The organism is Citrobacter sp. EC_71 (genome assembly GCF_019584005.1).
Taxonomy (GTDB): Bacteria; Pseudomonadota; Gammaproteobacteria; order Enterobacterales; family Enterobacteriaceae; genus Citrobacter; species Citrobacter werkmanii.
In genome coordinates this window covers 1-26,387 of the sequence record NZ_VDAY01000034.1, presented here as the reverse complement: position 1 = coordinate 26,387, position 26,387 = coordinate 1, and the positions used below count along the sequence as shown (strand labels likewise).

Genomic DNA, 26,387 nt, shown 5'->3' with positions numbered 1-26,387 from the left:
ATCGTCAAGCCAGGTCGAAAGCATAAAAAAGCCCCATCAGAGAATTGATGAGGCTATTGTCGTCTACCCGCCGGATCGTTCAACCGATCATTTTGCTTAACCGATCGGTGTTAGCTTTCGGGCTGGTTTTTTTGTTCTTCACGTCCGGGTTGTCTATCTTTTCAGCATCAAAACTTGATGCACATCAATTTTGGTATGACCAATGCACCGTTCGTGTTATTCTCACTCTCGAAGGACATTTTCATTATCGTAACTTATTGTTAATTAAAGGCTATGCCGATAACCTTTAATTAACAATTGGTTAATAAATTTGAGGGGGTCACGTTGACTACACCATTGAAAAGGATCGTGATTGTCGGCGGCGGTGCTGGCGGACTGGAAATGGCGACGCAGCTGGGCAAAAAGCTGGGACGTAAGAAAAAGGCCAAAATCACGCTGGTGGACAGAAACCACAGCCATTTGTGGAAACCGTTACTGCATGAAGTGGCGACAGGCTCTCTGGATGAAGGCGTGGATGCGCTGAGCTATCTGGCGCATGCCCGTAACCATGGCTTCCAGTTCCAGTTGGGCTCGGTAGTGGATATCGATCGCGAAGCGAAGACCATTACTATCGCTGAGCTGCGCGATGAGAAGGGCGATCTGCTGGTTCCTGAGCGTAAAGTGCCGTATGACACGCTGGTGATGGCGCTGGGCAGCACCTCCAACGACTTCAACACGCCGGGTGTCAAAGAGAACTGTATTTTCCTCGATAACCCGCATCAGGCGCGTCGTTTCCATCAGGAGATGCTGAATCTGTTCCTCAAGTATTCCGCAAATCTGGGCGCTAACGGTAAAGTGAATATTGCCATTGTTGGCGGCGGCGCGACGGGGGTTGAACTCTCCGCGGAACTGCACAATGCGGTTAAACAGCTGCACAGCTATGGTTATAAAGGGCTAACCAACGAGGCGCTGAACGTCACGCTGGTCGAAGCCGGTGAGCGGATTCTGCCTGCGCTGCCGCCGCGTATTTCCAGCGCGGCGCACAATGAGTTAACTAAGCTGGGCGTACGCGTATTAACCCAGACGATGGTTACCAGCGCTGACGAAGGCGGGCTGCATACCAAAGACGGCGAGTATATTGAGGCCGACCTGATGGTGTGGGCTGCGGGGATCAAAGCGCCAGACTTTATGAAAGACATCGGCGGTCTGGAAACGAACCGCATTAACCAACTGGTGGTGGAGCCGACGCTGCAAAGCACACGCGATCCCGATGTGTATGCGATTGGCGACTGCGCTTCCTGCGCGCGTCCGGAAGGTGGGTTTGTGCCGCCGCGCGCTCAGGCTGCGCACCAGATGGCGACCTGCGCGATGAACAATATCCTGGCGCAGATGAACGGCAAGCCGTTGAAAGCGTATCAGTACAAAGATCACGGCTCTCTGGTCTCGCTCTCTAACTTCTCTACCGTGGGGAGTCTGATGGGCAACCTGACGCGCGGTTCAATGATGGTTGAAGGCCGTATTGCGCGCTTTGTCTACATCTCACTGTATCGTATGCACCAGATTGCGCTGCACGGTTACTTCAAAACCGGCCTGATGATGCTGGTTGGCAGTATTAACCGGGTGATTCGCCCGCGTCTGAAACTGCATTAATATTGACCTCAGGCGTCGGACGATTATATTCATCCGACGCCTGCCTTCAGAGTTCTCCGAATCACCCTGCTTTCACTCATCCTTCCGCTATTTTCATCCGTAATCTGATTGGCATTCCTTACCTTCTGTTGCAAAGTTGTTGCTAATAGCAAAAAAGGAGGAAGTCCCGTGAATAAATCAATGTTGGCGGGTATAGGGATTGGCGTAGCTGCTGCGCTGGGTGTTGCAGCGGTGGCCAGTCTTAACGTTTTCGAGCGTGGCCCACAGTATGCACAAGTTGTCTCTGCAACACCGATTAAAGAATCGGTAAAAACGCCACGTCAGGAGTGTCGGAACGTGACGGTCACGCACCGCAAGCCGGTGCAAGATGAAAACCGTATCGCGGGTTCTGTGCTGGGTGCCGTAGCCGGCGGTGTTATCGGCCATCAGTTTGGTGGCGGACGCGGTAAAGATATTGCCACCGTGGCGGGTGCATTAGGCGGCGGCTATGCCGGTAACCAGATCCAGGGTTCGATGCAAGAAAACGATACGTACACCACCACGCAGCAGCGCTGTAAAACGGTGTATGACAAATCAGAAAAAATGCTGGGCTACGACGTGACGTACAAAATTGGCGATCAGCAGGGGAAAATTCGTATGGATAAGGACCCCGGCGCGCAAATTCCGTTGGATAACAACGGACAGTTGGTACTGAATAACAAAGCGTAAAATAGCATTATCCTGAACATTAGCCCCCCATTCGCTCAGGCTGGGGGGCTTTTTTTATCAGAAGGTTAAGGCGTAGTTCAGACCAAAGGTACGACCCCGGCCCTTGTATTCATACAGTGATGGGCTACCATAAGTTGGGCTGTACAGCAGTGGCGCACGTTGTCCCCATAGCGTGGTGTACTCTTCATTCAGCAGGTTTTCCACACTGAAGGTCAGCTTACCTAACGGGAGCTGGTAGCTGCCGATAAAGTCCATAGTGTTATAGCCGTCCAGCTTATTGCCGCTGGCGTCACTCAGATCAAATGTTTGCTGGCTCTGTACTCGCAGCGACCACGGTTCAGGCGCCCAGCCGACCCATGCGGTTGCTTTAGATGGCGAAGCCAGAGTGACATCCCATTTCTGCCATTTACCGTTTTGTTTCACTTCGGATTTAATGACGTTGAAGTTGCCGCCCAGACTCCAGTCGGTATCGGCGATGAAATAATCTACCGCACCTTCCAGACCATAAATCCGACGATCGTCGGGCTGTACGTTTATGGTCATATCACTGCGGTTGATAACGATCGATTTATCCGAAGTGGAGTAATAAGCGGCGAGTTGCGTGCGCAGGCTATCGCCCGTGTAACGCCATCCCAACTCGTACGAGTTAACTTTAATCCCTTCCAGTCGTGAATCCGCAACGTTGACGCTGCGCTGAAGCTGGTAATGATCGCCAACCAGAGAATAGGTACCATTACCGTAATATTTCCCCGGATCCGGAAGCTCCACGCCCTGAGAGAAATTAAACCAGGTTTGCTGGCGCTCAGTCAGGTGGGCGAGGATCCCGGCGTTAAACAGGAAGTTATCGTAATCGGTTTTGCCGCCCGGAATGGTATCCGCGGAGTTTGCAAGGCCCGTCGCGATGCCCTGCTGTTGCGCATAGCCAACGAAATCATCAACTCTGTTTTCGGTCCATTGATAGCGTACGCCGCCACTGAGGGTAAAGATGTCGTTTATGTCATAGCTGTTTTGCAGGAAAGGTGCGAAGTTGGTGATGCTGTAACCAGGATAACGCCCGGTAGTATAGGCGGTACGGTTGTCCATGCCGCCGGAGGGCAGAGAGTAAGCCAGATCGAAGAATTTCTGATTGGAGTCGAAGGTTTCATGATCCGCATCGATACCCCACGTCAGTTCCCAGTCATCCATCACCTGGCTGTTGAGGGTGATTTTGGCGCCGAACTGGTCGGTATCTTGCTGTGAGGCGGAGAAACTGGTGACCTTACCTTTGCTGAGCGTCGGGAAAGGATAGAATTTCAGCGATTCGTCGCGGTAATAGATTTGGCTGACCAGGTTCTGACCAAAGAAATCTGCATCTGAATATTGCAGGCTGATCAGATGACGTTCGGTGCCGGGAATACGATCGGAGTTCAGTCCGCTGCTGGTATAAGCTTTACCATTTCCGGTCACGGCGGACATGTTCTCGCCGAGATCCAGCCCGTAATCTTCATCCCCCTGGCTCTTGTAGTACTGGGTAACCAGTTGCAATTGACGGTTATCATCCAGCTCAATCGTCCCGGTGCCCATCACGTCCAGACGATCGGAATGCTGCAGGCCGGTTTGGGTGTTATCCAGCAGCAGAGCATCGTGGTTTCCATCATACCAACCGCCAAACCGTTGATATGCGACGGACATACGACCGGATGCACGATCGGTTCCTCCGCTCACCGCGGCGGCGACGCGTTCGTCATGATCGTTACTGTTATTAAACCCGCTTTTACTGCCCAGTTCGAGTTCAACTTCACGCTCAGGCTGACCTTTTTTGGTGACGATGTTGATCAAACCGCCGGTACTTCCCCCGCCATATAGGGATGTTGCGCCTGAGATGACTTCAATATGAGCAATGTTAAACGGGTCAATGGAGTCAAGTTGGCGGCTGTCGGTGCGGGAAGAATTCAGACGGACACCGTCTATCAATACTACGATGGCGCGACCGCGCATGTTCATGCCGTAGTTGGTTCGTCCCTGACTGCTGACATCAATTCCGGGGATTAACTGAGCAAGAACATCCTTGAACTCTTTACCACCCTGAACTTGCTGTTCAATTTCGCTTCCTTCAATAACCCAGGTCGTTTGTGCCATTTCTGCCACGGTGCGTTGGCTGCGGTTAGCGCTGACGATGAGATTCTCTTCCTCCGCTGCGATAGCCGGTAGGGTTAAGGATAATAAGAGCGGATTGAGCACCCAGAGACGCTTATGCATTTGTATTCCTTTTAAAAAAGTCGGTCTGTTTTTGTTATTGCGGTAGAGAAACCGATAGTTACATTGGGAAACAGGTGTTAAAACAAATGCGAATATTGCTGATAATAATTGTCGTTATCAATACATTTTTTTAAAAAAGATCTGCTAATGCGATGAAAACAATAAGGAATGAAGGGGTATTGGTACAAAAAAACCGAGGGCTTTTGGCCCCCGGGGGTGTCATCTGTTCATGGAAGAGAGAGGAAAGGATTAAGCTTTGATGAGTTCGGGCCACAGTCGCAGGGTGGTGTGTGCGATCTGCATCAGTTTCTCAAATGACGCGCCTTCACGGGCGCTAATCGACATACCCTGTAAAATGCAGTTCAGATATTCGGCCAGCTTTTGCACGTCGCAGTGGGCCGGAATTTCGTCCCGCTGCTGGCGCTGACGAAGGAACTGGGTAAGCGTCTGTTCCTGCATCGCATGGCGTGATTTCACGGTATGGGCGATCTCGCGGGAAGAGGCCGCCAGCGTAGCGGACGTATTAATCATAAAACATCCTGCCGGAGTATCTTTACTGGTAAAGCAGGTGGCTATGGCAGTGAAATAGTCTTCCAGTGCGGACTCCAGGCTTTTTTCCTCACAAAACAGCTGGGCTTCATGTTTCGCCGCGAAGCGAGTTATATAGCGGTCCAGCACGGCACGAAACAACCCTTCCTTGTTGGTAAACTCCGCATACAGCGTGGGCGCTTTGGCACCGGTTGCTTCCACGAGATCGGCGAGCGATGTCGCTTCATATCCGTGCTGCCAGAAGAGTGTCATGGCCTTATCAAGCGCGGCTTCCCTGTCGAACACTTTTGGTCGGCCACGGCTTTTTTTTGCACAACCTGTCGTTTCAGTTGTCATGGCGCCGATGTACCTTTGTTGGCTTTATTGAATAATCATTATAAAAATATTCCCCCCCACACTCCAGCGGATTAGCGATAAAAATAATTTATAGCTATTAGCATGAAAAATAAGGTCTTTATCTTTTATATAACGATCATTATAAAAAAGAGTTGACGTGTGACCTGGATCACATCTATGATTTACCTATCGATCGTTAAGTTAATCATTACGACACCCATTCATCTGCAAAAGGTCACTATTATGAAAAACGTAAAAACTCTGTTTGTTGCTGCTGTTCTTAGCTCACTGTCATTTGCCAGCTTCGCGGCTGTTGAAGTTCAGGCCACGCCTGCAGGTCAACAGAAAGTTGGTACTATCTCTGCAAATGCGGGGACGAACTTAGGTTCTCTGGAAGATCAACTGGCGCAGAAAGCGGATGAGATGGGCGCGAAGTCTTTCCGTATAACTTCCGTTACCGGTCCTAACACCCTTCACGGGACTGCAGTTATCTACAAATAAGATTTAACCCATCGCAATGCCACTGCGAGTTAAATAAAAAACCCCCGCGGAATAAAATCCAGCGGGGGTTTTTTTATGGGGAATGTTTACATCGGTTGTTGAGCCACGTCGTGATGACGGGTGACATCGACCGGCATGCCTGAGCGAATCTCCATCGCATGTTCCATGACGGCAGGGTCCGTTTGCGCCGCATTCTTAAAGGTCTGCATTGCGGTGTTCAACACGATTGGCAACAGTTGCGGGTCGTCATTAATCTTTTCTGACAGCGGCTGGTGTACTTCCACCAGCCGCATGCCGTTAGGCTCGACTGAGGCTTTGATCGGTGTATTAATGATATTGACCTTGGTTCCTGGTTTCACTTGACGGAACAGGGTTTCGATATCACCGTCGCGCAGACGAATACAACCAGAACTGACGCGCATGCCGATGCCAAAGTCAGCATTGGTGCCGTGCAGCAGATAAACGCCGCCGTATGCGGCTAAGCGAATCGCGTGATGGCCCATCGGGTTATCTGGCCCGGCAGGGACAACGGCAGGAAGGTCGATGCCATTTGCTTTATAGCGCGCACGGATATTTGCTGTAGGCGTCCAGGTGGGGTTGGCGCGTTTATCGGAAATGGTGGTTACCATGGTGGGGGTCAGCGTATCACCGCCTAACTGGCCAATGCCGATAGGATATACGGTCACCGAATTTGTTCCCGGCTGGTAATAATAAAGACGCAGTTCGGCGAGGTTGATGACAATGCCTTCGCGCGGTGCATCCGGTAACAGAGTTTGCAATGGGATCGTCAAAACGCTGCCTGGGCGAGGTACGAAAGGATCAACGCCGGGGTTAGCCTGCAACAGCGCTAAAAAGCCGACGTTGTATTTTTTCGCAATCGCTTCGAGAGAACCGCCATTGTCTTCGACAACGTGAACGGCATTCTGTCCCACCAGGCGGCTTCCCGGCGGCGGCAGCGGCCAGGTGTTTGCCTGAGCCGGAAGTGTTAACGCGAAGGTCGCTGCAAGCGTAAAAAACGCTAACCAGCGAGAGAGTCGTTTATTGTTTAACATCACCATAAATCCATTGTTTTTACGTGGTTTTTATTATGTAAAAGTAAACAGGAATTATGGCCGTTTGCTGTGTCGGGAAGTGCAGGGAAGTGCAGGGAAGTGCAAAGAGTTTGTAAATTCACAGGCCGGGAGGGTTGTGTGCGCTCCCGGCCTGTTCACTATGCTACGGCGTTTTCTTCAAGCTGGCGCATAAACTGGCGTACCCAGTCGATTCGCGTTTTGCGTTCGCCCAGATCCTGCATAAATTTCAGCCGGGTTGGGCCGTCCAGACGGAAGTGCTGCGGCTGTTTTTGCAGTAAACCAATCAGCCAGACCGGATTGACGTGGTTTTTCTCTGCAAACTCAATCGTGCCGCCTTTTTCATTGCCTTCAAGCTTTCTGATACCCAGTTTCTGCGCCTGTTGGCGTAACCGGGCAATATCCAGCAGCGTACGGGCCGGATCGGGCAGCAGACCAAAACGGTCTATCAGCTCGACCTTAATTTCTTCCAGCTCGTTTTCGCCTTTCGCACTGGCAATACGCTTGTAGAACGACAGTCGCGTGTTGACATCGGGAATATAGTCATCCGGCAGCAGTGACGGCATGCGCAGTTCAACTTCGGTTTGCTGGCTGGTGAGATCTTCCAGCGACGGTTCGCGTCCCTCTTTGAGCGCATCGACAGCATTTTCCAGCAGCTCCATATACAGCGAGAAGCCGATGCTTTCCATGGAACCACTCTGATCTTCACCCAGCAGTTCCCCGGCGCCGCGAATTTCAAGGTCGTGGGTCGCCAGCGCAAAGCCAGCGCCCAAATCTTCCAGCGAGGCGATGGCTTCCAGGCGCTTTTGCGCGTCGGTGGTCATCGCTTTTGGATGCGGCGTCAGCAGCCAGGCGTACGCCTGATGGTGTGAGCGTCCCACACGACCGCGCAACTGGTGCAATTGCGCTAAACCAAAGTGGTCGGCGCGTTCGATGATAATGGTGTTGGCGGTCGGAATGTCGATGCCGGTTTCGATAATGGTGGTACACACCAGCACGTTAAAGCGCTGATGGTGGAAATCGTTCATCACGCGTTCCAGTTCGCGCTCGCGCATTTGACCGTGGCCGATACCAATACGCGCTTCCGGCACCAGTTCCGCTAATCTGTCAGCGGTTTTCTGGATATTTTCAACGTCGTTAAACAGATAATAAACTTGCCCCCCGCGCAGAACTTCACGCAGGATAGCCTCGCGAACCACCAGATTGTCATATTCACGCACAAAGGTTTTCACCGCCAGACGACGGGCAGGAGGCGTGGCAATGATCGACAGATCGCGCATGCCGCTCATCGCCATATTGAGCGTACGCGGAATAGGCGTTGCCGTCAGCGTCAGGATATCGACATCCGCGCGCATTGCTTTGATGCGCTCTTTATGGCGAACGCCAAAACGGTGCTCTTCATCGACAATCAACAGACCCAGATCTTTTAGCTTCACGTCCGCTTGCAGCAGTTTGTGGGTGCCGATAAGAATATCGATTTTACCCTCGGCAACCTGCTCCAGAATTTGCGCTTGCTCTTTGGCGCTACGAAAACGGGACAGCATCTCAATGCGTACCGGCCAGTTGGCAAAGCGGTCGCGGAAGTTGTCGAAGTGCTGCTGCGCGAGCAGGGTGGTCGGAACCAGTACGGCAACCTGCTTGTGGTTCTCTACGGCGAGGAAGGCGGCGCGCATCGCGACTTCGGTTTTACCAAAGCCGACGTCGCCGCACACCAGACGATCCATGGCCAGCGGCTGACACATATCGCTGAGGACCGCGTTGATAGCCTGCGCCTGATCGGGCGTAGTTTCAAACGGGAAGCTGTCGCAAAACAGCTGGTACTGCTCACGGTCATGCTTAAAGGCAAAACCTTCTTTCGCCGCCCGCTGAGCATAGATATCCAACAGTTCTGCCGCGACATCGCGCACCTTCTCAGCGGCTTTCTGGCGGGCACGAGACCAGGCATCTCCGCCCAGTTTATGTAGCGGCGCATTTTCTTCCGCGCCACCAGCGTAGCGGCTGATCAGGTGCAACGATGACACAGGCACGTACAATTTGGCGTCGTTGGCGTAGGTGAGCATCAGGTACTCGCCGGTGATACCGCCCGCTTCCAGCGTGGTCATCCCGGCATAACGGCCAACGCCGTGCTCCAGGTGCACCACCGGTTGACCTGGATGCAGTTCGGCGAGGTTACGAATTAACGTATCCGGATTGATGGTGCGACGAGAATCCTGGCGGCGGCGCGCCACCCGCTCCCCGAGCAGATCGCTTTCACAAATCAGCGCCAGGTTGCGTTTGCTATCAATGAAGCCGTGTTCGGCTGCGCCAATCATCAGATAGCGGCCATTGTCGATGGCTTCGTCGAGACGCAGTATGCGCTTCGGCGCGATTTTGATACGGGCGAGCAGTTCGCCGAGCGCTTCGCGACGACCTTCACTTTCAACCGAGAAAATCACCGGACCGGTGAAGGCTTCAAGAAATTTACGTAACGCATCTAACGGTGCTTTTTGCTGCGCCTGAACCGCGATATCTGGCAACTTCTGGAAGCCGAGGTTAGTATTCGCGGCTTTGTTCGCCAGTGTCTCGGTTTTGAGTTGAACGCGCGGCCAGCGTTTTAGTTCGGAGAACAGCTCATCAACGCGCAGCCACAGCGAGTGCGGCGGCAGAAGCGGGCGCATCGGATCAACACCCCGATTCTCAAAACGTGACAGGGTATCGGCCTGGAAGCGTTCTGCACTGGTCTCTATATCACCCGTATTGACCAATAACGTATTGGCGGGGAAATAGCTGAACAGGGGGGGCAGCGGCTCGCTGAAAAACAGCGGCTGCCAGTATTCAATACCCGCAGGTAACGTGCCTTTGCTGACCTGCTGGTAAATATGTTCGGCGTCGCGTTTAACTTCAAAGGTATCGCGCCACTGGCTGCGGAACAGCTCGATTGCCGTTTTATCGGTCGGGAATTCGTGCGCGGGCAGCAAATTAATGGCATCGACTTCTTCCAGCGTGCGCTGGGTGTCGGTATCAAACAGACGCAGGCTGTCGATTTCGTCATCAAAAAAGTCCAGACGATAAGGCAATTCACTGCCCATTGGGAACAGATCCAACAACGCGCCGCGCGTGGCGTATTCGCCGTGCTCCATCACCTGATCAACATGGCGGTAGCCCGCGCTGTCCAGTTGTTCGCGCAGGGCGTCGCGCGAAAGCCGCTGACCTTTTTTCATCACCAGCGCATGGCCGTGCAGATAGCTGTGCGGACAGACGCGCTGCATCAGCGTGTTCACCGGCACAATCAGCACACCGCGCTGCATGGCAGGGAGCTGATACAGGGTGGACAGTCGCGAGGAGATAATCTCCTGATGAGGGGAAAAGCTATCGTAGGGCAGCGTTTCCCAGTCCGCCAGGTTCATTACCATCTGGTCGGTAAACTGACGAATTTCATCATGCAGTCGCAGGGCATTTTGCATGTCCGGCGCGATCAGTACTACAGGACCCGCATGACGTTCAGCGATTTCGGCGACCAGCGTCGCGCAAGCTGCGCCGGTCAGTTCACCTAACTGGCGCTGGTCGGAAGCGCCGGCCGGGAGCGTGTAACGATGTTGTTCAGGCATTCGGTTGTCAGGATCTCGTTTAGATATACATCTGATAAGCAATGTTCTTTATTATCCGTGATCGTTTCTCATAAGCAAATTGATTCGCCCCCTGATGGGGGCAAAAAGCGCGTTGAAATTAGCGCGAGGATGTCGATAAAGACGGTGGGGAAAAGAGCAAGTCGGCAACGGTTTTTTGCGAAATTTTACGCACCAGCAAGCCAAACAGGGTGCACAACAGCAGGCAGGCGAAGGGATAAACCAGCAGCAGGAGCAACTCGCCGTACGCAGGCCAGGCGGCATGATTGATTTTGGGGATGAGCGTTAAGCTGAACAGCTCAACCAAAATACGGTGGGTGGTGTAGATGGCGATGGTATTGGATCCAATTACGCTTAAAGGGCTGGATGCGCGCATACCAAAGCGCTGCTCGAACTGATAAAACAGCTTCATGATCAGTACAATAGACAGGAGGGAAAGCAGTAGCGAAATATTTGCCAGCCACGCGCCCACGGCGACCACTACGCTAACCATAAATATGAGCGTATGGCGGCGCAGAGGCACCTCTTTGATCCATACCATCAGCGTTGCGCCAAACCAGGCGCCGAGACTGTACCAGGGCAGATTGCGAATCACGCTGTTCACTCCCCACCACGGCATGGGGAAAAAATTGATCGCCACGCTCAGCACGACAAACAGCATCAACAGCGGTAACGCCCAGCGGTTGAAAATCTTACACAGCACAAAATAGACAATCAGTGCATACAGATACCACAAGCTGGTGCTGGCGGTCAGCATCCCGTGGGTAAAGCCAGCGATTGAACCGGCATACGCGGCGTTGGCGGCATGACTCAGATCGCGTTGTGGAGCCAACCAGTTATTGAGCGAGACTAACGTCAGCCATTGCACGACTCCCCATAGCACCAGCACCCAGGCAATACTCCAGATTCGTTTATTCACGCAGGTCGTCCAGGGAACGTTATCGATGTAGCGGCGGATCAAATAGCCTGAAATAAAGAAAAATACCGGCATACGAAACGGCGCTAGGTACAGATTGAGGTAAATCCAGCATTTGCTCAGCATCTCTGAAAGCGGATGCTGAAAGGTGGTGAGATGCGGGTAAAACGTAATGACTGAGTGGTATATAACCACCAGACAAATGCATAACCCTTTGATTTGATTAATCCATAGTTCTTTTTTATTCATCGAGACAGCGTATCCATATTGTTGGCTATAGCCTGCCATCCTGCGCAACCCGCTGTACGCTGTAATGCGTAACTGTCTGCATTTTGTTTTTTTAGGATAAAGATCAGGGACCGGTACTGAAGGGACGAGGGACAACTACAGCGGATTGATTTGTTTATACTTTTAGGAATAGTGCTGACGAACACTTACGGTTCAGTCATTTACCCATTCCGCTTTCGCTTATATACTCGTGACTTTGCTAACAGCAACCAGACGGATTTCATGTACCAACCTGTCGCTCTATTCATCGGCCTGCGTTATATGCGTGGGCGTGCAGCAGATCGCTTCGGTCGCTTCGTTTCCTGGCTCTCCACCATCGGCATTACTCTCGGGGTAATGGCGCTGGTCACAGTGTTGTCAGTGATGAACGGTTTCGAGCGCGAGCTGCAAAACAATATTCTTGGCCTGATGCCCCAGGCCGTCCTTTCGTCTGAACAGGGTTCCCTAAACCCGCAGCAACTGCCGGAAAAAGCGGTGGTGTTGAACGGCGTCAACCGCGTTGCACCCATCACTACGGGAGATGTGGTGCTGCAAAGTGCACGTAGCGTGGCGGTTGGGGTAATGCTGGGGATCGACCCGGCGCAAAAAGATCCGCTCACGCCGTATCTGGTCAATGTGAAGCAAACAGATCTGCAACCGGGTAAGTATAATGTCATCCTCGGTGAGCAGCTTGCCGGGCAGTTGGGCGTAAACCGTGGCGATCAAATTCGCGTGATGGTGCCGTCCGCCAGTCAGTTTACGCCGATGGGGCGTCTGCCGAGCCAGCGTCTGTTTACGGTGATCGGCACCTTTGCCGCTAACAGCGAAGTTGACGGCTACCAGATGTTGACCAATATTCAGGATGCCTCGCGCCTGATGCGCTATCCGGTGGGGAATATCACCGGCTGGCGTTTATGGCTGAACGAGCCGCTGAAAGTGGACACGCTGAGCCAGCAAACACTGCCGCAAGGCACCAAATGGCAGGACTGGCGCGAGCGTAAAGGGGAATTATTCCAGGCCGTGCGCATGGAGAAAAACATGATGGGGCTGTTGCTAAGTCTGATCGTGGCGGTGGCGGCTTTTAATATTATTACCTCGCTGGGTCTGATGGTAATGGAGAAGCAAGGGGAAGTGGCGATTCTACAAACGCAGGGGCTAACGCCGCGGCAAATAATGATGGTGTTTATGGTCCAGGGGGCCAGTGCCGGAATTATCGGCGCGCTGCTGGGCGCAGGGCTGGGCGCATTGCTCGCCAGTCAATTGAACAACCTGATGCCCATTATTGGCGTGCTTCTGGATGGCGCTGCGCTGCCGGTCGCCATCGAGCCGCTGCAGGTGATCGTCATTGCGCTGGTGGCGATGGCCATTGCGCTACTGTCTACGCTTTATCCTTCCTGGCGCGCTGCCGCCACTCAACCCGCTGAGGCTTTACGTTATGAATAAGATCCTGTTGCAATGCGACAACCTGTGCAAACGCTATCAGGAAGGCACAGTGCAGACCGATGTCCTGCACGATGTCAGTTTTTGCGTTGGCGAAGGCGAGATGATGGCGATTGTCGGCAGCTCCGGCTCCGGTAAGAGTACGTTGCTGCATCTGTTAGGTGGGCTGGATACGCCAACCTCCGGCGACGTCATTTTTAGCGGTCAGCCGATGAGCAAACTCTCGTCTGCGGCGAAGGCGGAGCTGCGCAATCAGAAGCTGGGCTTTATTTACCAGTTCCACCATCTGCTGCCGGATTTTACCGCACTGGAAAACGTGGCGATGCCGCTGCTGATCGGTAAGAAAAAACCGGCTGAAATCACCGCGCGCGCGCGCGATATGCTGAAAGCGGTAGGGCTGGATCATCGTGCCAGCCATCGACCGTCTGAACTGTCGGGCGGCGAGCGTCAGCGTGTGGCGATTGCCCGTGCGCTGGTGAACAACCCTCGTCTGGTGCTGGCGGATGAACCCACGGGTAACCTGGATGCGCGTAATGCGGACAGCATTTTCGAGCTTCTGGGTGAACTTAACCGCTCTCAGGGCACAGCATTTCTGGTGGTTACGCACGATCTGCAGTTGGCGAAGCGGATGAGCCGCCAGCTTGAAATGCGCGATGGTCGCCTGACGGCTGAACTGAGCCTGATGGGAGCAGAGTAATGGCGTCGCCTTTATCGTTATTGATTGGCCTGCGCTTTAGCCGTGGTCGGCGGCGCGGCGGTATGGTCTCGCTGATTTCTGTGATTTCTACCGTTGGCATCGCGTTGGGTGTGGCGGTGTTGATCGTCGGATTAAGCGCCATGAACGGCTTTGAGCGTGAGCTGAACAACCGTATTCTGGCCGTGGTCCCGCACGGTGAAATTGAGGCCGTTAACCAGCCGTGGAACAACTGGCAGGAAGCGCTCGATAAAGTACAGAAAGTGCCTGGTATTGCCGCCGCAGCGCCTTATATCAACTTTACCGGGCTGGTGGAGAGTGGGGCGAATCTACGCGCGGTGCAAGTGAAAGGCGTTGACCCGAAACAGGAACAGCGTTTAAGCGCGCTGCCATCGTTCGTGCAGAACCACGCCTGGGATAATTTCAAAGCCGGTGAGCAGCAAATCATCATTGGTAAAGGGATTGCCGATGCGCTGAAGGTGAAGCAAGGCGACTGGGTGTCGATTATGATCCCTAACGCCAGTGCGGACCATAAGTTACAGCAGCCTAAACGCGTGCGTTTGCACGTGACGGGCATTTTGCAGCTGAGCGGTCAGCTCGATCACAGCTTTGCCATGATCCCTATGAAAGACGCGCAGCAATACCTGGATATGGGATCCAGCGTTTCCGGGATTGCGCTGAAAGTTAACGACGTGTTTAACGCTAATAAACTGGTGCGAGACGCGGGTGAAGTGACCAACAACTATGTTTATATTAAGAGTTGGATTGGCACCTACGGCTATATGTATCGCGATATTCAGATGATCCGCGCCATTATGTATCTGGCGATGGTGCTGGTGATTGGCGTGGCCTGTTTTAATATCGTTTCCACGTTAGTGATGGCGGTAAAAGACAAAAGCGGTGATATTGCGGTATTAAGAACCCTGGGAGCTAAAGATGGTTTGATCCGTGCCATTTTTGTCTGGTACGGCCTGCTGGCGGGTCTGTTCGGCAGTCTGATAGGTGTGGTCATCGGGGTGGTTGTCTCGCTGCAATTGACGCCGATCATCAACGGAATCGAAGCGCTTATCGGCCATCAGTTCCTGTCTGGCGATATCTATTTCATTGACTTCCTGCCATCGGAATTACACTGGCTGGATGTGATCTACGTGCTGGTGACAGCATTAGTGCTGAGTCTTTTGGCGAGTTGGTATCCGGCGCGTCGCGCCAGCAATATTGATCCTGCGAGAGTACTTAGCGGCCAATAACAATAAGAAGGAGCGGTGATGTATTACGGATTTGACATCGGCGGGACCAAAATTGCGCTGGGGGTATTTGATAACCAACGCCGTTTACAATGGGAAACACGCGTCCCTACACCTCGCGACAGCTATGACGCTTTCCTTAATGCGGTCTGCAATCTGGTAACGGAAGCGGACCAGCGCTTTGGCGTCAAAGGTTCGGTGGGTATCGGCATTCCTGGCATGCCGCAAACAGAAGACGGTACGCTGTACGCGGCCAACGTGCCTGCCGCCAGTGGTAAACCGCTCCGTGCCGATCTCAGCGCCCGCCTTGACCGCGATGTCCGCCTGGACAACGATGCCAACTGTTTTGCTCTCTCTGAAGCCTGGGACGAAGAGTTCACTCAGTATCCGCTGGTTATGGGGTTAATCCTCGGCACCGGTGTCGGCGGTGGACTGGTGCTTAACGGTAAATCCATCACCGGACGCAGCTATATCACCGGTGAGTTTGGTCATATTCGTTTGCCGGTCGATGCGCTGACGCTGATGGGATTTGATTTCCCACTGCGCCGCTGCGGATGCGGTCAATTAGGCTGTATTGAAAGCTATCTCTCCGGCGGTGGATTTGCGTGGTTGTATCAGCATTACTACCATCAACCGCTGGATGCCCGTGAAATTATCGCGTTGTGGGAGCAGGGGGATGAGCAAGCGCGCGCCCATGTTGAACGTTATCTGGATTTACTGGCAGTCTGTTTGGGGAATATCCTGACCATCGTTGATCCTGATTTAGTGGTGATTGGTGGTGGTTTGTCGAATTTTTCCGCTATTACGACGCAACTGGCGGACAGATTGCCACGCCATCTGCTGCCGGTTGCCCGAGTGCCGCGTATTGAGCAGGCACGGCACGGTGATGCGGGCGGAATGCGCGGGGCCGCTTTTTTACATCTTACCGATTAATACAAAGAGGTTGTTATGCTGTCGCGTCGGAGTCATCGGTTAAGCCGCTTTCGTAAAAATAAACGCCATTTGCGCGATCGCCTGCGTCAACGAATCTTTTTCAGAGACAGAGTGGTGCCTGAATTGATGGAAAAACCAAGAGTGCTGGTACTGACGGGAGCGGGGATTTCTGCCGAGTCAGGTATTCGAACCTTCCGCGCGACAGATGGACTTTGGGAAGAACATCGGGTCGAAGACGTTGCGACCCCGGAAGGGTTTAGTCGTAACCCGGAACTGGTTCAGTCATTTTATAACGCCCGTCGTCATCAATTGCAGCAACCAGAAATCCAGCCCAACGCGGCGCATATCGCGCTGGCAAAACTTGAAGCCGAGCTGGGTGACCGTTTTTTACTGGTGACGCAGAATATTGATAACCTGCATGAACGCGCGGGCAGCCAGAATTTCATCCATATGCACGGCGAACTGCTCAAGGTTCGCTGTTCGCAAAGCGGACAGATTCTGGAGTGGACGGGTGATGTGACTGCGGAAGACAAATGCCATTGCTGCCAGTTCCCGGCTCCGCTGCGACCGCACGTCGTGTGGTTTGGTGAAATGCCGCTGGGAATGGATGAAATTTATATGGCGCTGGCAATGGCGGATGTGTTTATTGCCATTGGCACATCAGGACATGTTTACCCGGCCGCGGGTTTTGTGCATGAGGCGCGGCTGCATGGAGCGCATACGGTAGAGTTAAATCTCGAGCCAAGCCAGGTGGGAAGCGAGTTCGAAGAGAAGCATTACGGTCCGGCAAGCCAGGTGGTGCCCGAGTTTGTTGAGAGGTTATTGAAAGGGCTGTGATTTTTTTTTTGCCGGATGGCGGCAAATGCCTTATCGGGCCTACGGTTCGCATTGATGTAGGCCCGATAAGCGTAGCGCCATCGGGCATTCCTTACAACGCTGAATTAGCGTCCTGCTTTCAGCTTCTGATAGTACTCTTCATAGATAGCGCTGGCGGAACCGACGTCGTTTTGCCATTCCCCTTTGTTGATGGTTTCAGCATCAGGGTAGAGCGTTTTATCGTTCGCGACCTCCGGGCTTAACAGCTTACGTGCCGCCAGGTTTGGCGTTGGATAACCGATGGTTTCTGCGACTTCTTTCGCCACATCCGGGCGCAGCAGGAAGTTAATCAGCTTCAGCGCACCTTCTTTGTTTTTCGCATTAGCCGGAATAGACAGACTGTCCATCCAGAAAATACCCCCTTCCTTCGGCCACACCACTTCCAGCGGGGTCCCCGCCTGGCGCGCGACATATGCGGAGCCGTTCCACACCATCCCCAGATTGACTTCGCCTTCCATATACGGGTTAGCCGGGTTGTCAGAGTTAAATGCCGCGACGTTAGGCATCAGCTTCTTCAACTCGTTATAGGCGGCTTCAATCTCTTTTGGATCGGTGGTATTACCGGAATACCCCAGCTTGCGTAGCGCCATCTGGAAGACTTCGCGCGCGTCATCGGTTAACAACAGGCTACCTTTGTACTCCGGTTTCCACAGATCTGCCCAACTGGTTACGCTTTTCGGGTCGATGGCATCGCTGTTGACGCCAATGGCTGTCGCACCCCAGATATACGGAATGGAGTAGTCATTGTTGGGGTCAAACGGCTTGTTGAGCATTTCCGGATCGAGGTTGTGGAAATTGGTCAATGTCGACTTGTCGATCTTCTGGATCATGCCTTCTTTACGCATTTTATCGACGTAATAGGTAGACGGAACCACCAGATCGTACGCACCGTCTTTATAGGTTTTGAGCTTGGCGTACATGGTTTCATTCGACTCGTAGGTCGAATAGATAACCTTAATGCCGGTCTCTTTGGTGAACTGCTCCAGCAGTCCTGGCGGCACGTACTCAGTCCAGTTATAGAAATAGAGCGTGTTGTTGTCATTCGCGTGAGCGGCGCTCATGCCCAGTGCCAGAGCACCCGCCGCGAGCAGGTGGCGTGACCATTTTTTCATCATTTAACGTCCCCTGAATTAAGGGCCTTAGCGGCCCTTGGTTTTATCACGTGCAATAAGCTGGCTGGCGATCACCATAACCAGCGACAGAACCAACAAAATGGTCGCCAGCGCGTTCACCTCGGGTGATACGCCGACTTTTACCATTGAGTAGATTTTTAAGGGCAAAATTTCGTAACCCGGTCCGGTGACGAAGGATGAAACGACGACGTCATCCATCGACAGCGTAAAGCTTAGCAACCAGCCTGCGGCTACCGCAGGCATTGCCAGCGGTAGAATAATCTTGCGCAGGATAGTCACTTCGCTGGCACCCAAATCTTTTGCCGCTTCCAGCATTCGCACATCAAAACCTTTCAGACGTGAATAGACCGTCACCACCACAAAAGGCAGACAGAAGGTAATATGCGAAAACAGCAGCGACCAGAAGCCGAGCTGAATGCCAATCAACATGAACAGCACCAGCAGCGAAATCGCCATCACGATATCCGGCGACATCATCACCACAAACAACATGCCGCTGACAAAGGGTTTCCCGCGAAAACGGTAGCGATAAAGCGCGACCGCGGTGAGTGAACCGATCAGCGTGGCAAACGTTGCGGAGAGTACAGCCATCGTCAGGGAGTGTTGCGCCGCCTGCAGCAGGCTGTCGTTGTTCACCAGCAGACCGTACCACTTGGTAGTAAAACCTTGCCAGTTGATGCCAAAGCGCGAGCTGTTAAAGGAGTTCACAATCAAAATAATGATTGGAATGTACAGATACGCGTAGATAGCGGTCATAAAACCGCCACGAAGCAGTCGACCGATCATTCGAGTTCTACCTTCTTGTTCAGCAAGCGGGAGGCGCGCCAGTAGACCAGCAGCATCAGCCCCATCACGATAGTCAGCGTTATGCTGGTAGCTGCGCCAAACGGCCAGTCGCGAATGTTCAGGAACTGCACTTTAATCACGTTACCAATTAACAGGTTTTTCGCCCCACCCATTAAATCGGAAACGTAAAACAGCCCCATTGCCGGCAGCATAACCAGCAGACATCCAGCGATAATTCCCGGCATCGTCAGCGGAATAATGATGCGGGTAAAGGTCTGAAATTTGCTGGCGCCTAGATCGCGTGCGGCTTCCAGCAGCGGTTTGTCGAGTTTCTCAATGCTGGAGTAGAGCGGCATCACCATAAACGGTAGCAGGATGTACACCAGGCCGATAATCACCGCGCTGGGGGTAAACATGATGCGAATAGGGGTATCAATAATGCCGAGCCACAACAGAAACTCGTTGAGATAGCCCTTGGTGCTGAGGAAAATTTTGAGTCCGTAAATGCGAATAAGCGAGTTGGTCCAGAACGGAACAATCAGTAGGAACAGCAGCAGCGGGCGCACTTTTTCCGGCAGCTTTACCAAAAACCAGGCAAACGGATAGCCGAGAACCAGACAGGCGAGCGTGGCAATCAACGCCATATTGAGGGAGTGAACCAGTACCTCAAAATAGAGCGGATCCAGCAGGCGAGTATAGTTTTCCAGCGTAAAGACCATTTTGACGAAATTAGCGTCGTCACGGGTCAAAAAGCTGGTACCGATGATCATCAGGTTGGGCAGAAAGACAAATAACACAAGCCAACCGACAATGGTGACGATCACCACACTCTGGAATTTACTTGTGTTCTTCATCAGCCAGTACGACCTCCCAGCTTTCTACCCAGTTAATCGCCATTTTCTGGTCGAGCGAGTGGTCGAAGTCAGGATCGTCTTCATTGAAGAATTCACTGACCATCACCATCTTGCCATTTTCCAGTTCCACAACCGACTCCAGCGTCATGCCTTTGTAGTTGCGTTCACGCACATAGCCGATAAGACCTTCAATATGATTATCGTCGTTGATCTCATCAACGCGCAGATCTTCCGGGCGCAATAATACGTGCAGTTTTTGTCCAGGCACTACCGCGAAGTTGACGTAAATGTTGCACTCGCGACCTTCCACATTAGCACGAACGCGCTGATCGTCCAGACGCTCAATGACCGTCGCGTTAAACATATTAATCTCGCCGATAAACCCGGCGACAAACAGATTTTTCGGCTCTTCGTAGATTTCGCGCGGCGTACCATCTTGCTCAATCTTGCCATCGCGCATCACCACGATACGGTCTGACATGGTCAGCGCTTCTTCCTGGTCGTGCGTGACAAAAACAAAAGTGATACCAAGCTTACGTTGCAGCGCTTTCAGTTCGTTCTGCATCTGTTTGCGCAGCTTGTAGTCCAGCGCAGAGAGGGATTCATCCAACAGGAGCAAACGAGGTTTGTTGACCACCGCACGGGCAATCGCCACGCGCTGTTGCTGCCCACCAGAAAGTTGATGCGGCTTTCGTTGGGCGAATTCTTCCAGTTGTACCATGCGCAGGGCTTCGGTAACGCGAGGAGGGATATCAGCAGCGGGTGTTTTTTGCATGCGTAAACCGAAGGCCACATTTTCAAACACGGTCATGTGGGGAAATAACGCATAGCTTTGGAAGACGGTGTTCACGTAGCGATTTTCCGCAGGAACGTGAGTGATGTCCTGGTTGTCCAATATGATATGACCGGAATCAACCGTTTCCAAACCGGCAATCAGGCGAAGAACGGTTGTTTTACCGCAGCCAGAGGGGCCGAGCAGCGTGAGAAACTCGCCGTTTTTAATGGTCAAATCCAGGCTGGAAATCACCTCTTTGCCATCGAAACTTTTGCGAATTCCCGCTAATTGCACCAGTGGAGAAAGCGAACGCGGTTGTTTATTCAATTTTTTACTCTGTCCCATGTAAACGCAACGGATGGCTGACCGATGCGGGGTTTGTGGTTAACCACCTTGATGACTCTTAATGAGGGCCGTTATTCTACGGCAAACCATGGTAATCGCCAATCCTTGTTGCGAATTACTGACTTAGCCCTATAGTCAGAGGGGATGTCATGGCGAAATATTCTTACTTGCGGGGATAAAAGTGACCTGACGCAATATTTGTCTTTTGTTGCTTATTGATAATGTTGTCACAAAAAGTGAGGGTGACTGCATGGATAAACTACTTGAGCGTTTTTTACACTACGTGTCGCTGGACACCCAATCAAAATCGGGCGTGCGGCAAGTACCCAGCACCGAAGGACAGTGGAAGTTATTACAACTGCTCAAACAACAGCTCGAAGAGATGGGGCTGGTCAATATTTCACTCAGCGAAAAGGGGACGCTGATGGCAACGTTGCCTGCTAACGTTGCTGGCAATATTCCCGCTATCGGTTTTATTTCCCATGTGGATACCTCACCGGATTGCAGTGGTAAAAACGTTAATCCGCAAATTGTTGAAAACTACCGCGGGGGCGATATCGCGTTAGGTATTGGCGATGAAGTTCTGTCGCCGGTGATGTTCCCGGTACTGCATCAGCTTTTGGGCCAGACGCTAATCACTACAGACGGCAAAACATTGCTGGGTGCCGATGATAAAGCGGGCATCGCAGAAATCATGACCGCGCTGGCTGTGCTAATCCAAAAAGAGATCCCGCACGGTGATATTCGCGTGGCCTTTACGCCTGACGAAGAGGTCGGTAAAGGGGCGAAGCATTTTGACGTTGCTGCATTCGATGCGCAGTGGGCCTATACCGTTGATGGCGGTGGCGTAGGGGAGCTGGAGTTTGAAAACTTTAACGCCGCGTCGGTTAATATCAAGATCGTGGGCAACAATGTGCATCCCGGCACCGCAAAAGGGGTGATGGTGAATGCGCTGTCGCTGGCGGCGCGTATTCACGCCGAGGTTCCGGCAGATGAAAGCCCGGAAACGACGGAAGGCTATGAAGGCTTTTATCACCTGGCGAGCATGAAAGGGACGGTTGATCGGGCGGATATGCACTACATCATCCGGGATTTTGACCGCAAGCAGTTTGAGGCGCGTAAACGCAAGATCATGGATATCGCCAAGAAGGTTGGCAAAGGGTTACACCCGGACTGCTATATCGAACTGGTGATCGAAGACAGCTACTACAATATGCGCGAAAAAGTGATTGAGCATCCGCACGTGCTGGATATTGCCCAGAAGGCGATGCGCGATTGCGATATTGAACCTGTGCTGAAGCCTATTCGTGGCGGAACCGACGGCGCGCAGCTGTCGTTTATGGGGTTACCGTGTCCTAATCTGTTCACCGGCGGCTACAACTATCATGGCAAACATGAATTTGTGACCCTGGAAGGGATGGAAAAAGCGGTGCAGGTAATTGTACGTATTGCGCAGTTAACCGCGAAGCAGCAGTAAATTTCTCGGTAGATGCCGGATGGCGCTTTGCCATCCGGCCTGGAATATTTCATTCGGGTAGGCCTGATAAGACGCGTTAGCGTCGCATCAGGCACAATCACACACTATCCTTCGAAGAACCAATACCCGCTATTAACCAATGCGGCCAGCATGGCAAGGAAAGATGGATCTTCCAGCGCATCCTCAAAATTCTCGGCCGTCAGTACGATATGGCTGGCAAGGGCTTCAAGGGCAGGACGATGCGGCGAGTCAATTTTCTCACCATTGGCGTAGATATCATCGCCGATGCGCAATACACGCAATCCACCCAGACGCACTAATACATCCCCTTGCTTCAGGGCGTCGTAGATTTCGTCAGGCTGATAGGGTGGCTCTGGCGGGGCAATATCCAGTTCATGACGAGACTGAGAAATAAACTCACCAAACCATTGTTGGAAATGTTCAGGTTGATTAATCAGCCCCAGCATCATTTCGCGCAGCTTGTCCATCTCCTGCGGTAGAACGTCAGCCGGATGATCGCGGGGCGGCAGATCCGGATCGCTGTAATATGTGCTGCCCAGTTCACGCTGTAAAACGTAATCGGCAAATCCGCTGATCAGCTCGCGAGTGTTTGGCGCACGGAAGCCCACCGAATAGTTCATGGCGTTTTCCAGCGCGTAGCCTTCGTGTGGGAACCCTGGCGGAATATACAGAATATCGCCGGGTTCCAGCTCTTCATCAATGATGGCTTCAAACGGGTCGACCTGCAGCAGATCCGGGTGAGGGCAGTGCTGCTTCAACTGTAGTTTTTCGCCCACGCGCCAGCGGCGGCGTCCGGTTCCCTGAATAATAAACACATCGTACTGATCCAGATGCGGGCCAACGCCGCCTCCGGGTACGGAGAAGGAGATCATCAGATCATCGATACGCCAGTCCGGCAGCTCGCGAAACGGACGCATCAGCGCCGCGGTTGGCTCATGCCAGTGATTGACCGCCTGTACCAGCAGCGACCAGTTGTTTTCGCCAAGATGGTCATAGCTTTCGAATGGACCGTGGCTAACCTGCCATTTACCGTCCTGATGGCTGACGAGTCGGCTGTCGACTTCGCTTTCCATTGCCAGTCCAGCCAGTTCGTCAGGAGAGAGTGGATCAATAAAGTTGTTAAACCCGCGTTTTAAGACCACAGGACGTTTTTGCCAGTGGCGTTCCAGAAAATCGGGCCAGTTGAGTGTGAGTTGGTATTCCATAATGAGCATCCCGCAGGCTGGTATCTGCAACCGATTATAACGGATACTTAACCTCAAGCGTGAAGTCAGTACATATTTATTACATGCGGCGGTTACTCGTCTTTCTGACCCGGCTGCTGGCGGCCAAAAATGACTTCCATGCGTGCGCCGCCCAGCAGGCTGTCACCTGCAATAATTTGCCCGTCGTACTGTTCGGTGATTTCACGCGCTACCGCCAGTCCGACACCTTGTCCTGGTCGTAGCGTATCGACTCGTTGTCCACGGTCAAACACTACTTCTCGTTTGCTATGCGGAATGCCGGGACCATCATCTTCAACCAGAATATGAAGCTGATCTTCTGATAGTCGCGCTGAAATCTCGACGAACTCCAGACAATATTTACAGGCGTTATCCAGCACGTTTCCCATCACTTCGACAAAATCGTTCTGCTCGCCTACAAAGCTGATTTCAGGTGAGATGTCGAGATTAATGTTAACGCCTTTACGCTGATACACCTTATTCAGCGCCGAGGTAAGTTTATCCAGCAACGGCGCGACAGGATGCAGTTCCCGGCTGAGCAGGGCGCTACTGCCACGCATGCTGGCGCGATGCAGGTAATAGCCAATCTGCTGGGAAATACGACTGATTTGCTCGAGCATGATCGGCTCCGCGTCGCTTACGTTCATTTTTTCGTTACGCATCGAGCGGAGCGTACTTTGCAATACGGCCAGCGGGGTCTTCAGGCTATGGGTAAGATCGGTTAACGTGGTGCGGTATTTGTCGTAGCGCTCACGTTCGCTTTTCAAAAGCCGGTTGAGGTTGCGGACCAGACTGGTCAGTTCACGCGTGGTCGCGGGATTCAGCATTTCACGATGATGTTCTTCAAGCTCACGAACTTCACGCGCCAGCGATTCAATAGGTCGCAGGCTCCACCAGGCGGCCACCCATAACAGTGGAATGACCAACAACAGGTTGGCGATCAGCACATAAATGAACCAGCTCCAGACCATATACGAGCGCTTTAACTCAATAGGAATGGTATCGACAACCACAATGGTCAGTTGGGGCATTCTGGCGGTGGCTGGATAGACATTCACCGCAACCGAATGGGTCATTTCAGCGTCGCCGTCGTCTTCTCTGACTTCTTTTAACTGCTGCTGTGCGGAGTGATCTGCGCCCAGCAACGTGCTGGTGGCGTCGACATTGGCTTCAATTTCATGAAAACCGTTCGTCTTAAGCCAGTCAGGTTGAATACTCTGGGTCAGCCAGGGGACGTTGCGCTGTGCCCACAGCAATTTGCCGTTTTCATCATAAATCAGCGACATTGTGGGGCTTTGCATATCGAGATTCTCGGGTAACTCGACATTAATTTTACCGTTATCCCATTTCGCCAGGGTATAGAACAGATTGCTTTCGCCGCGCAACAGGCGAAACGTTGTCTTATCAAAGCTGACGCTATAACCCACCAGGGCAACGATGCCGTAGGCCAGTGAGAGCACCAATACCACGCCAGCGGTTGCCAGTAAAAAACGTAGCCGAAGTGATAACGGGAAAAAATGACGCAATAGTTTATTCATTAGCGCAATTCAAAAAGATATCCCTGGCCACGCACGGTGGTGATGACGTCGTCAGGATACTGCGCCTGTATTTTTTTGCGCAAACGTCCCATCAGAACATCAATAGTATGACTTTCACGCAGCTCGGCATCCGGATAAAGCTGCAGCATGAGCGAATCTTTACTGACCACTTTGCCGTTATTACGGATGAGTGTTTCCATAATGGTGTATTCGAACGCCGTGAGCTTGATCACCTCATCATTGACGGATAACTCACGGCGAGAGAGGTCCACCTGAAAAGGTGGAAGGGAGATAATCTGCGATGCCAGACCGCTGTTGCGACGCATCAATGCCTGCATGCGCGCAGCCACTTCTTCAATGTGAAACGGTTTGGTGACGTAATCGTCGGCGCCGGCGCTGAGCACTTCCACCTTGTCCTGCCAGCCTTCACGGGCGGTTAATACCAGAATCGGGAGTGAAACATCATTGCTGCGCCAGCGGCGGATCAACGACAAGCCATCTTCATCAGGGAGCCCTAAATCAACGATCGCGATATCCGGCAGATGTTCATTAAGGTAATAGTCTGCTTCCTTAGCGTCCTCTGCATCATCCACCTGATGCCCTAAATCCTGTAACTGAACCTTGAGGTGGTGGCGTAATAAAGCATTATCCTCGACAACCAGTACGCGCATCATCGTTACTCCCTATATGAACGGTATGAATAGTTTAACGCTGATTATGTGGATTGAAAGCAGCGCTATGAAATTAAATAACTTTTCTCATGCTCCCCTGCCCGTGGGGGCGTCCTTGGGAAGGGGGGCTATTAGTGCCAGGTACTCATGAAGTCAAAGTGGATCGGGATCGTTTTTGGATAGCTTGAGTCGCGACACTTCTTCATAAGGAGCATGCAATATAAACTGGCTTCGGTTTGCGAGCTTAAGCATTTCTGATAAAACTGCCATCTGTTTATTGACCGTTGAGGACGCACGGCCTTGCCTGGCCAGATTCGGCATTGCCGGGTTAATAATTGTCCCTGTCATATCTAACTATGTATGATTATTCATCATTCAGAGAATGAAGATATAAGTTTAAGTTGCATGGAAAAACTAACGTGCATTGATTTATCGCTTCAAATCCTAAATAGCTGCGCGGAATAGTAGATCACTGAAAGGGAACTCAGCCCGGATTGTGCGATCTGATCAATCGCCAAACCAACCAAAATCACCAACCGGACTGAGCGATGCCGATCA

The 26,387-nt window shown here is 52.3% G+C and carries 21 protein-coding genes; 9 read left to right on the top strand and 12 right to left on the bottom strand.

Translation table 11 applies throughout. The features are described 5' to 3' along the window. Positions 1-324: 324 nt before the first annotated feature. Both ndh and FHD02_RS22765 read left to right on the top strand, forming a co-directional pair. Positions 325-1,629, top strand: a complete 1,305-nt coding sequence (gene ndh, locus FHD02_RS22770; protein WP_032939853.1) for an NADH-quinone dehydrogenase — start codon at positions 325-327, stop codon at positions 1,627-1,629. Positions 1,630-1,797: 168 nt separating this feature from the next. After that, entirely contained in the window at positions 1,798-2,337 is a 540-nt protein-coding gene (locus FHD02_RS22765) for a glycine zipper 2TM domain-containing protein (protein WP_003030814.1), read from the top strand. Between the two features lie 57 nt (positions 2,338-2,394). Here the strand turns inward: FHD02_RS22765 and FHD02_RS22760 are convergent, their stop codons facing one another. Continuing rightward, on the bottom strand, positions 2,395-4,575 hold the full coding sequence (locus tag FHD02_RS22760) for a TonB-dependent siderophore receptor (protein WP_061381748.1): 2,181 nt from the start codon (positions 4,573-4,575) through the stop codon (positions 2,395-2,397). Between the two features lie 249 nt (positions 4,576-4,824). After that, positions 4,825-5,460, bottom strand: coding sequence for a TetR family copper-responsive transcriptional repressor ComR (comR, locus tag FHD02_RS22755; RefSeq protein WP_061381747.1), 636 nt, complete (start codon positions 5,458-5,460; stop codon positions 4,825-4,827). Between the two features lie 243 nt (positions 5,461-5,703). On the opposite strand from comR, the gene bhsA reads away from it, so the two are divergent. Then, positions 5,704-5,961 (top strand): multiple stress resistance protein BhsA, encoded by a 258-nt coding sequence (gene bhsA / locus FHD02_RS22750; protein WP_029139491.1) that lies wholly within the window; start codon positions 5,704-5,706, stop codon positions 5,959-5,961. Between the two features lie 86 nt (positions 5,962-6,047). Here bhsA and FHD02_RS22745 read toward each other — a convergent pair whose 3' ends face one another. From FHD02_RS22745 to FHD02_RS22735, 3 genes are all read right to left on the bottom strand, one after another. Further along, positions 6,048-7,013 (bottom strand): L,D-transpeptidase family protein, encoded by a 966-nt coding sequence (locus tag FHD02_RS22745; RefSeq protein ID WP_220394335.1) that lies wholly within the window; start codon positions 7,011-7,013, stop codon positions 6,048-6,050. Between the two features lie 158 nt (positions 7,014-7,171). Further along, positions 7,172-10,618, bottom strand: a complete 3,447-nt coding sequence (gene mfd, locus FHD02_RS22740; RefSeq protein WP_042309100.1) for a transcription-repair coupling factor — start codon at positions 10,616-10,618, stop codon at positions 7,172-7,174. A gap of 118 nt (positions 10,619-10,736) precedes the next feature. Further along, a complete protein-coding gene (locus FHD02_RS22735; RefSeq protein ID WP_137359949.1) occupies positions 10,737-11,801 on the bottom strand; it encodes an acyltransferase family protein in 1,065 nt (354 codons plus the stop codon). A gap of 261 nt (positions 11,802-12,062) precedes the next feature. Between FHD02_RS22735 and lolC the strand changes: the two genes are divergently transcribed. Genes lolC through cobB form a run of 5 tightly spaced genes read left to right on the top strand, consistent with a single transcriptional unit; the run spans position 12,063 to position 16,967 of the window. Further along, positions 12,063-13,262, top strand: coding sequence for a lipoprotein-releasing ABC transporter permease subunit LolC (gene lolC, locus FHD02_RS22730; protein ID WP_038639847.1), 1,200 nt, complete (start codon positions 12,063-12,065; stop codon positions 13,260-13,262). Continuing rightward, complete coding sequence (lolD, locus tag FHD02_RS22725; protein WP_042309095.1) at positions 13,255-13,956, top strand: lipoprotein-releasing ABC transporter ATP-binding protein LolD; 702 nt, start codon at positions 13,255-13,257, stop codon at positions 13,954-13,956. The genes lolC and lolD overlap by 8 nt, the downstream gene beginning before the upstream one ends. Continuing rightward, positions 13,956-15,200 (top strand): lipoprotein-releasing ABC transporter permease subunit LolE, encoded by a 1,245-nt coding sequence (gene lolE / locus FHD02_RS22720; protein ID WP_042309093.1) that lies wholly within the window; start codon positions 13,956-13,958, stop codon positions 15,198-15,200. The genes lolD and lolE overlap by 1 nt, the downstream gene beginning before the upstream one ends. 18 nt (positions 15,201-15,218) lie before the next feature. Continuing rightward, the gene (gene nagK, locus FHD02_RS22715) at positions 15,219-16,130 is read left to right on the top strand and encodes an N-acetylglucosamine kinase (protein ID WP_137359950.1); all 912 of its coding nucleotides are present in this window, start codon (positions 15,219-15,221) and stop codon (positions 16,128-16,130) included. Between the two features lie 15 nt (positions 16,131-16,145). After that, positions 16,146-16,967 carry a Sir2 family NAD+-dependent deacetylase gene (cobB, locus tag FHD02_RS22710; RefSeq protein ID WP_220394334.1) on the top strand — a complete coding sequence of 274 codons (822 nt, stop codon included), beginning with the start codon at positions 16,146-16,148 and terminating at the stop codon, positions 16,965-16,967. A 104-nt stretch (positions 16,968-17,071) separates the two neighbouring features. Here the strand turns inward: cobB and potD are convergent, their stop codons facing one another. Genes potD through potA form a run of 4 tightly spaced genes read right to left on the bottom strand, consistent with a single transcriptional unit; the run spans position 17,072 to position 20,899 of the window. Further along, complete coding sequence (gene potD, locus FHD02_RS22705; protein ID WP_042309338.1) at positions 17,072-18,118, bottom strand: spermidine/putrescine ABC transporter substrate-binding protein PotD; 1,047 nt, start codon at positions 18,116-18,118, stop codon at positions 17,072-17,074. 27 nt (positions 18,119-18,145) lie between these two features. After that, the gene (gene potC, locus FHD02_RS22700; protein WP_006684943.1) at positions 18,146-18,925 is read right to left on the bottom strand and encodes a spermidine/putrescine ABC transporter permease PotC; all 780 of its coding nucleotides are present in this window, start codon (positions 18,923-18,925) and stop codon (positions 18,146-18,148) included. Then, positions 18,922-19,779, bottom strand: coding sequence for a spermidine/putrescine ABC transporter permease PotB (gene potB / locus FHD02_RS22695; RefSeq protein WP_087857769.1), 858 nt, complete (start codon positions 19,777-19,779; stop codon positions 18,922-18,924). Before potB ends, potC begins: the two co-directional genes overlap by 4 nt. Next, the gene (potA, locus tag FHD02_RS22690) at positions 19,763-20,899 is read right to left on the bottom strand and encodes a spermidine/putrescine ABC transporter ATP-binding protein PotA (protein WP_038639864.1); all 1,137 of its coding nucleotides are present in this window, start codon (positions 20,897-20,899) and stop codon (positions 19,763-19,765) included. Before potA ends, potB begins: the two co-directional genes overlap by 17 nt. A gap of 250 nt (positions 20,900-21,149) precedes the next feature. Here potA and pepT point away from each other — a divergent pair, with 250 nt between their 5' ends. Further along, entirely contained in the window at positions 21,150-22,376 is a 1,227-nt protein-coding gene (pepT, locus tag FHD02_RS22685; protein WP_061381742.1) for a peptidase T, read from the top strand. A gap of 104 nt (positions 22,377-22,480) precedes the next feature. On the opposite strand, the gene roxA is transcribed toward pepT, so the two are convergent. The 3 genes from roxA to phoP all read right to left on the bottom strand — a co-directional run bounded on the left by roxA (position 22,481) and on the right by phoP (position 25,829). Then, positions 22,481-23,602 (bottom strand): [50S ribosomal protein L16]-arginine 3-hydroxylase, encoded by a 1,122-nt coding sequence (roxA, locus tag FHD02_RS22680; protein WP_038639870.1) that lies wholly within the window; start codon positions 23,600-23,602, stop codon positions 22,481-22,483. A 92-nt stretch (positions 23,603-23,694) separates the two neighbouring features. After that, positions 23,695-25,158 (bottom strand): two-component system sensor histidine kinase PhoQ, encoded by a 1,464-nt coding sequence (gene phoQ, locus FHD02_RS22675; protein ID WP_137359951.1) that lies wholly within the window; start codon positions 25,156-25,158, stop codon positions 23,695-23,697. Continuing rightward, positions 25,158-25,829, bottom strand: a complete 672-nt coding sequence (gene phoP, locus FHD02_RS22670) for a two-component system response regulator PhoP (RefSeq protein WP_042309337.1) — start codon at positions 25,827-25,829, stop codon at positions 25,158-25,160. The genes phoQ and phoP overlap by 1 nt, the downstream gene beginning before the upstream one ends. Positions 25,830-26,387: the final 558 nt, after the last annotated feature.

Bases quoted from the DNA above. Each gene is read 5' to 3' on its own strand.
- FHD02_RS22760 (WP_061381748.1), bottom strand. From the start codon at position 4,575: ATGCATAAGCGTCTCTGGGTGCTCAATCCGCTCTTATTATCCTTAACC.
- comR (WP_061381747.1), bottom strand. From the start codon at position 5,460: ATGACAACTGAAACGACAGGTTGTGCAAAAAAAAGCCGTGGCCGACCA.
- bhsA (WP_029139491.1), top strand. From the start codon at position 5,704: ATGAAAAACGTAAAAACTCTGTTTGTTGCTGCTGTTCTTAGCTCACTG.
- FHD02_RS22745 (WP_220394335.1), bottom strand. From the start codon at position 7,013: ATGTTAAACAATAAACGACTCTCTCGCTGGTTAGCGTTTTTTACGCTT.
- mfd (WP_042309100.1), bottom strand. From the start codon at position 10,618: ATGCCTGAACAACATCGTTACACGCTCCCGGCCGGCGCTTCCGACCAG.
- FHD02_RS22735 (WP_137359949.1), bottom strand. From the start codon at position 11,801: ATGAATAAAAAAGAACTATGGATTAATCAAATCAAAGGGTTATGCATT.
- lolC (WP_038639847.1), top strand. From the start codon at position 12,063: ATGTACCAACCTGTCGCTCTATTCATCGGCCTGCGTTATATGCGTGGG.
- lolD (WP_042309095.1), top strand. From the start codon at position 13,255: ATGAATAAGATCCTGTTGCAATGCGACAACCTGTGCAAACGCTATCAG.
- lolE (WP_042309093.1), top strand. From the start codon at position 13,956: ATGGCGTCGCCTTTATCGTTATTGATTGGCCTGCGCTTTAGCCGTGGT.
- nagK (WP_137359950.1), top strand. From the start codon at position 15,219: ATGTATTACGGATTTGACATCGGCGGGACCAAAATTGCGCTGGGGGTA.
- cobB (WP_220394334.1), top strand. From the start codon at position 16,146: ATGCTGTCGCGTCGGAGTCATCGGTTAAGCCGCTTTCGTAAAAATAAA.
- potD (WP_042309338.1), bottom strand. From the start codon at position 18,118: ATGAAAAAATGGTCACGCCACCTGCTCGCGGCGGGTGCTCTGGCACTG.
- potC (WP_006684943.1), bottom strand. From the start codon at position 18,925: ATGATCGGTCGACTGCTTCGTGGCGGTTTTATGACCGCTATCTACGCG.
- potB (WP_087857769.1), bottom strand. From the start codon at position 19,779: ATGAAGAACACAAGTAAATTCCAGAGTGTGGTGATCGTCACCATTGTC.
- potA (WP_038639864.1), bottom strand. From the start codon at position 20,899: ATGGGACAGAGTAAAAAATTGAATAAACAACCGCGTTCGCTTTCTCCA.
- pepT (WP_061381742.1), top strand. From the start codon at position 21,150: ATGGATAAACTACTTGAGCGTTTTTTACACTACGTGTCGCTGGACACC.
- roxA (WP_038639870.1), bottom strand. From the start codon at position 23,602: ATGGAATACCAACTCACACTCAACTGGCCCGATTTTCTGGAACGCCAC.
- phoQ (WP_137359951.1), bottom strand. From the start codon at position 25,158: ATGAATAAACTATTGCGTCATTTTTTCCCGTTATCACTTCGGCTACGT.
- phoP (WP_042309337.1), bottom strand. From the start codon at position 25,829: ATGCGCGTACTGGTTGTCGAGGATAATGCTTTATTACGCCACCACCTC.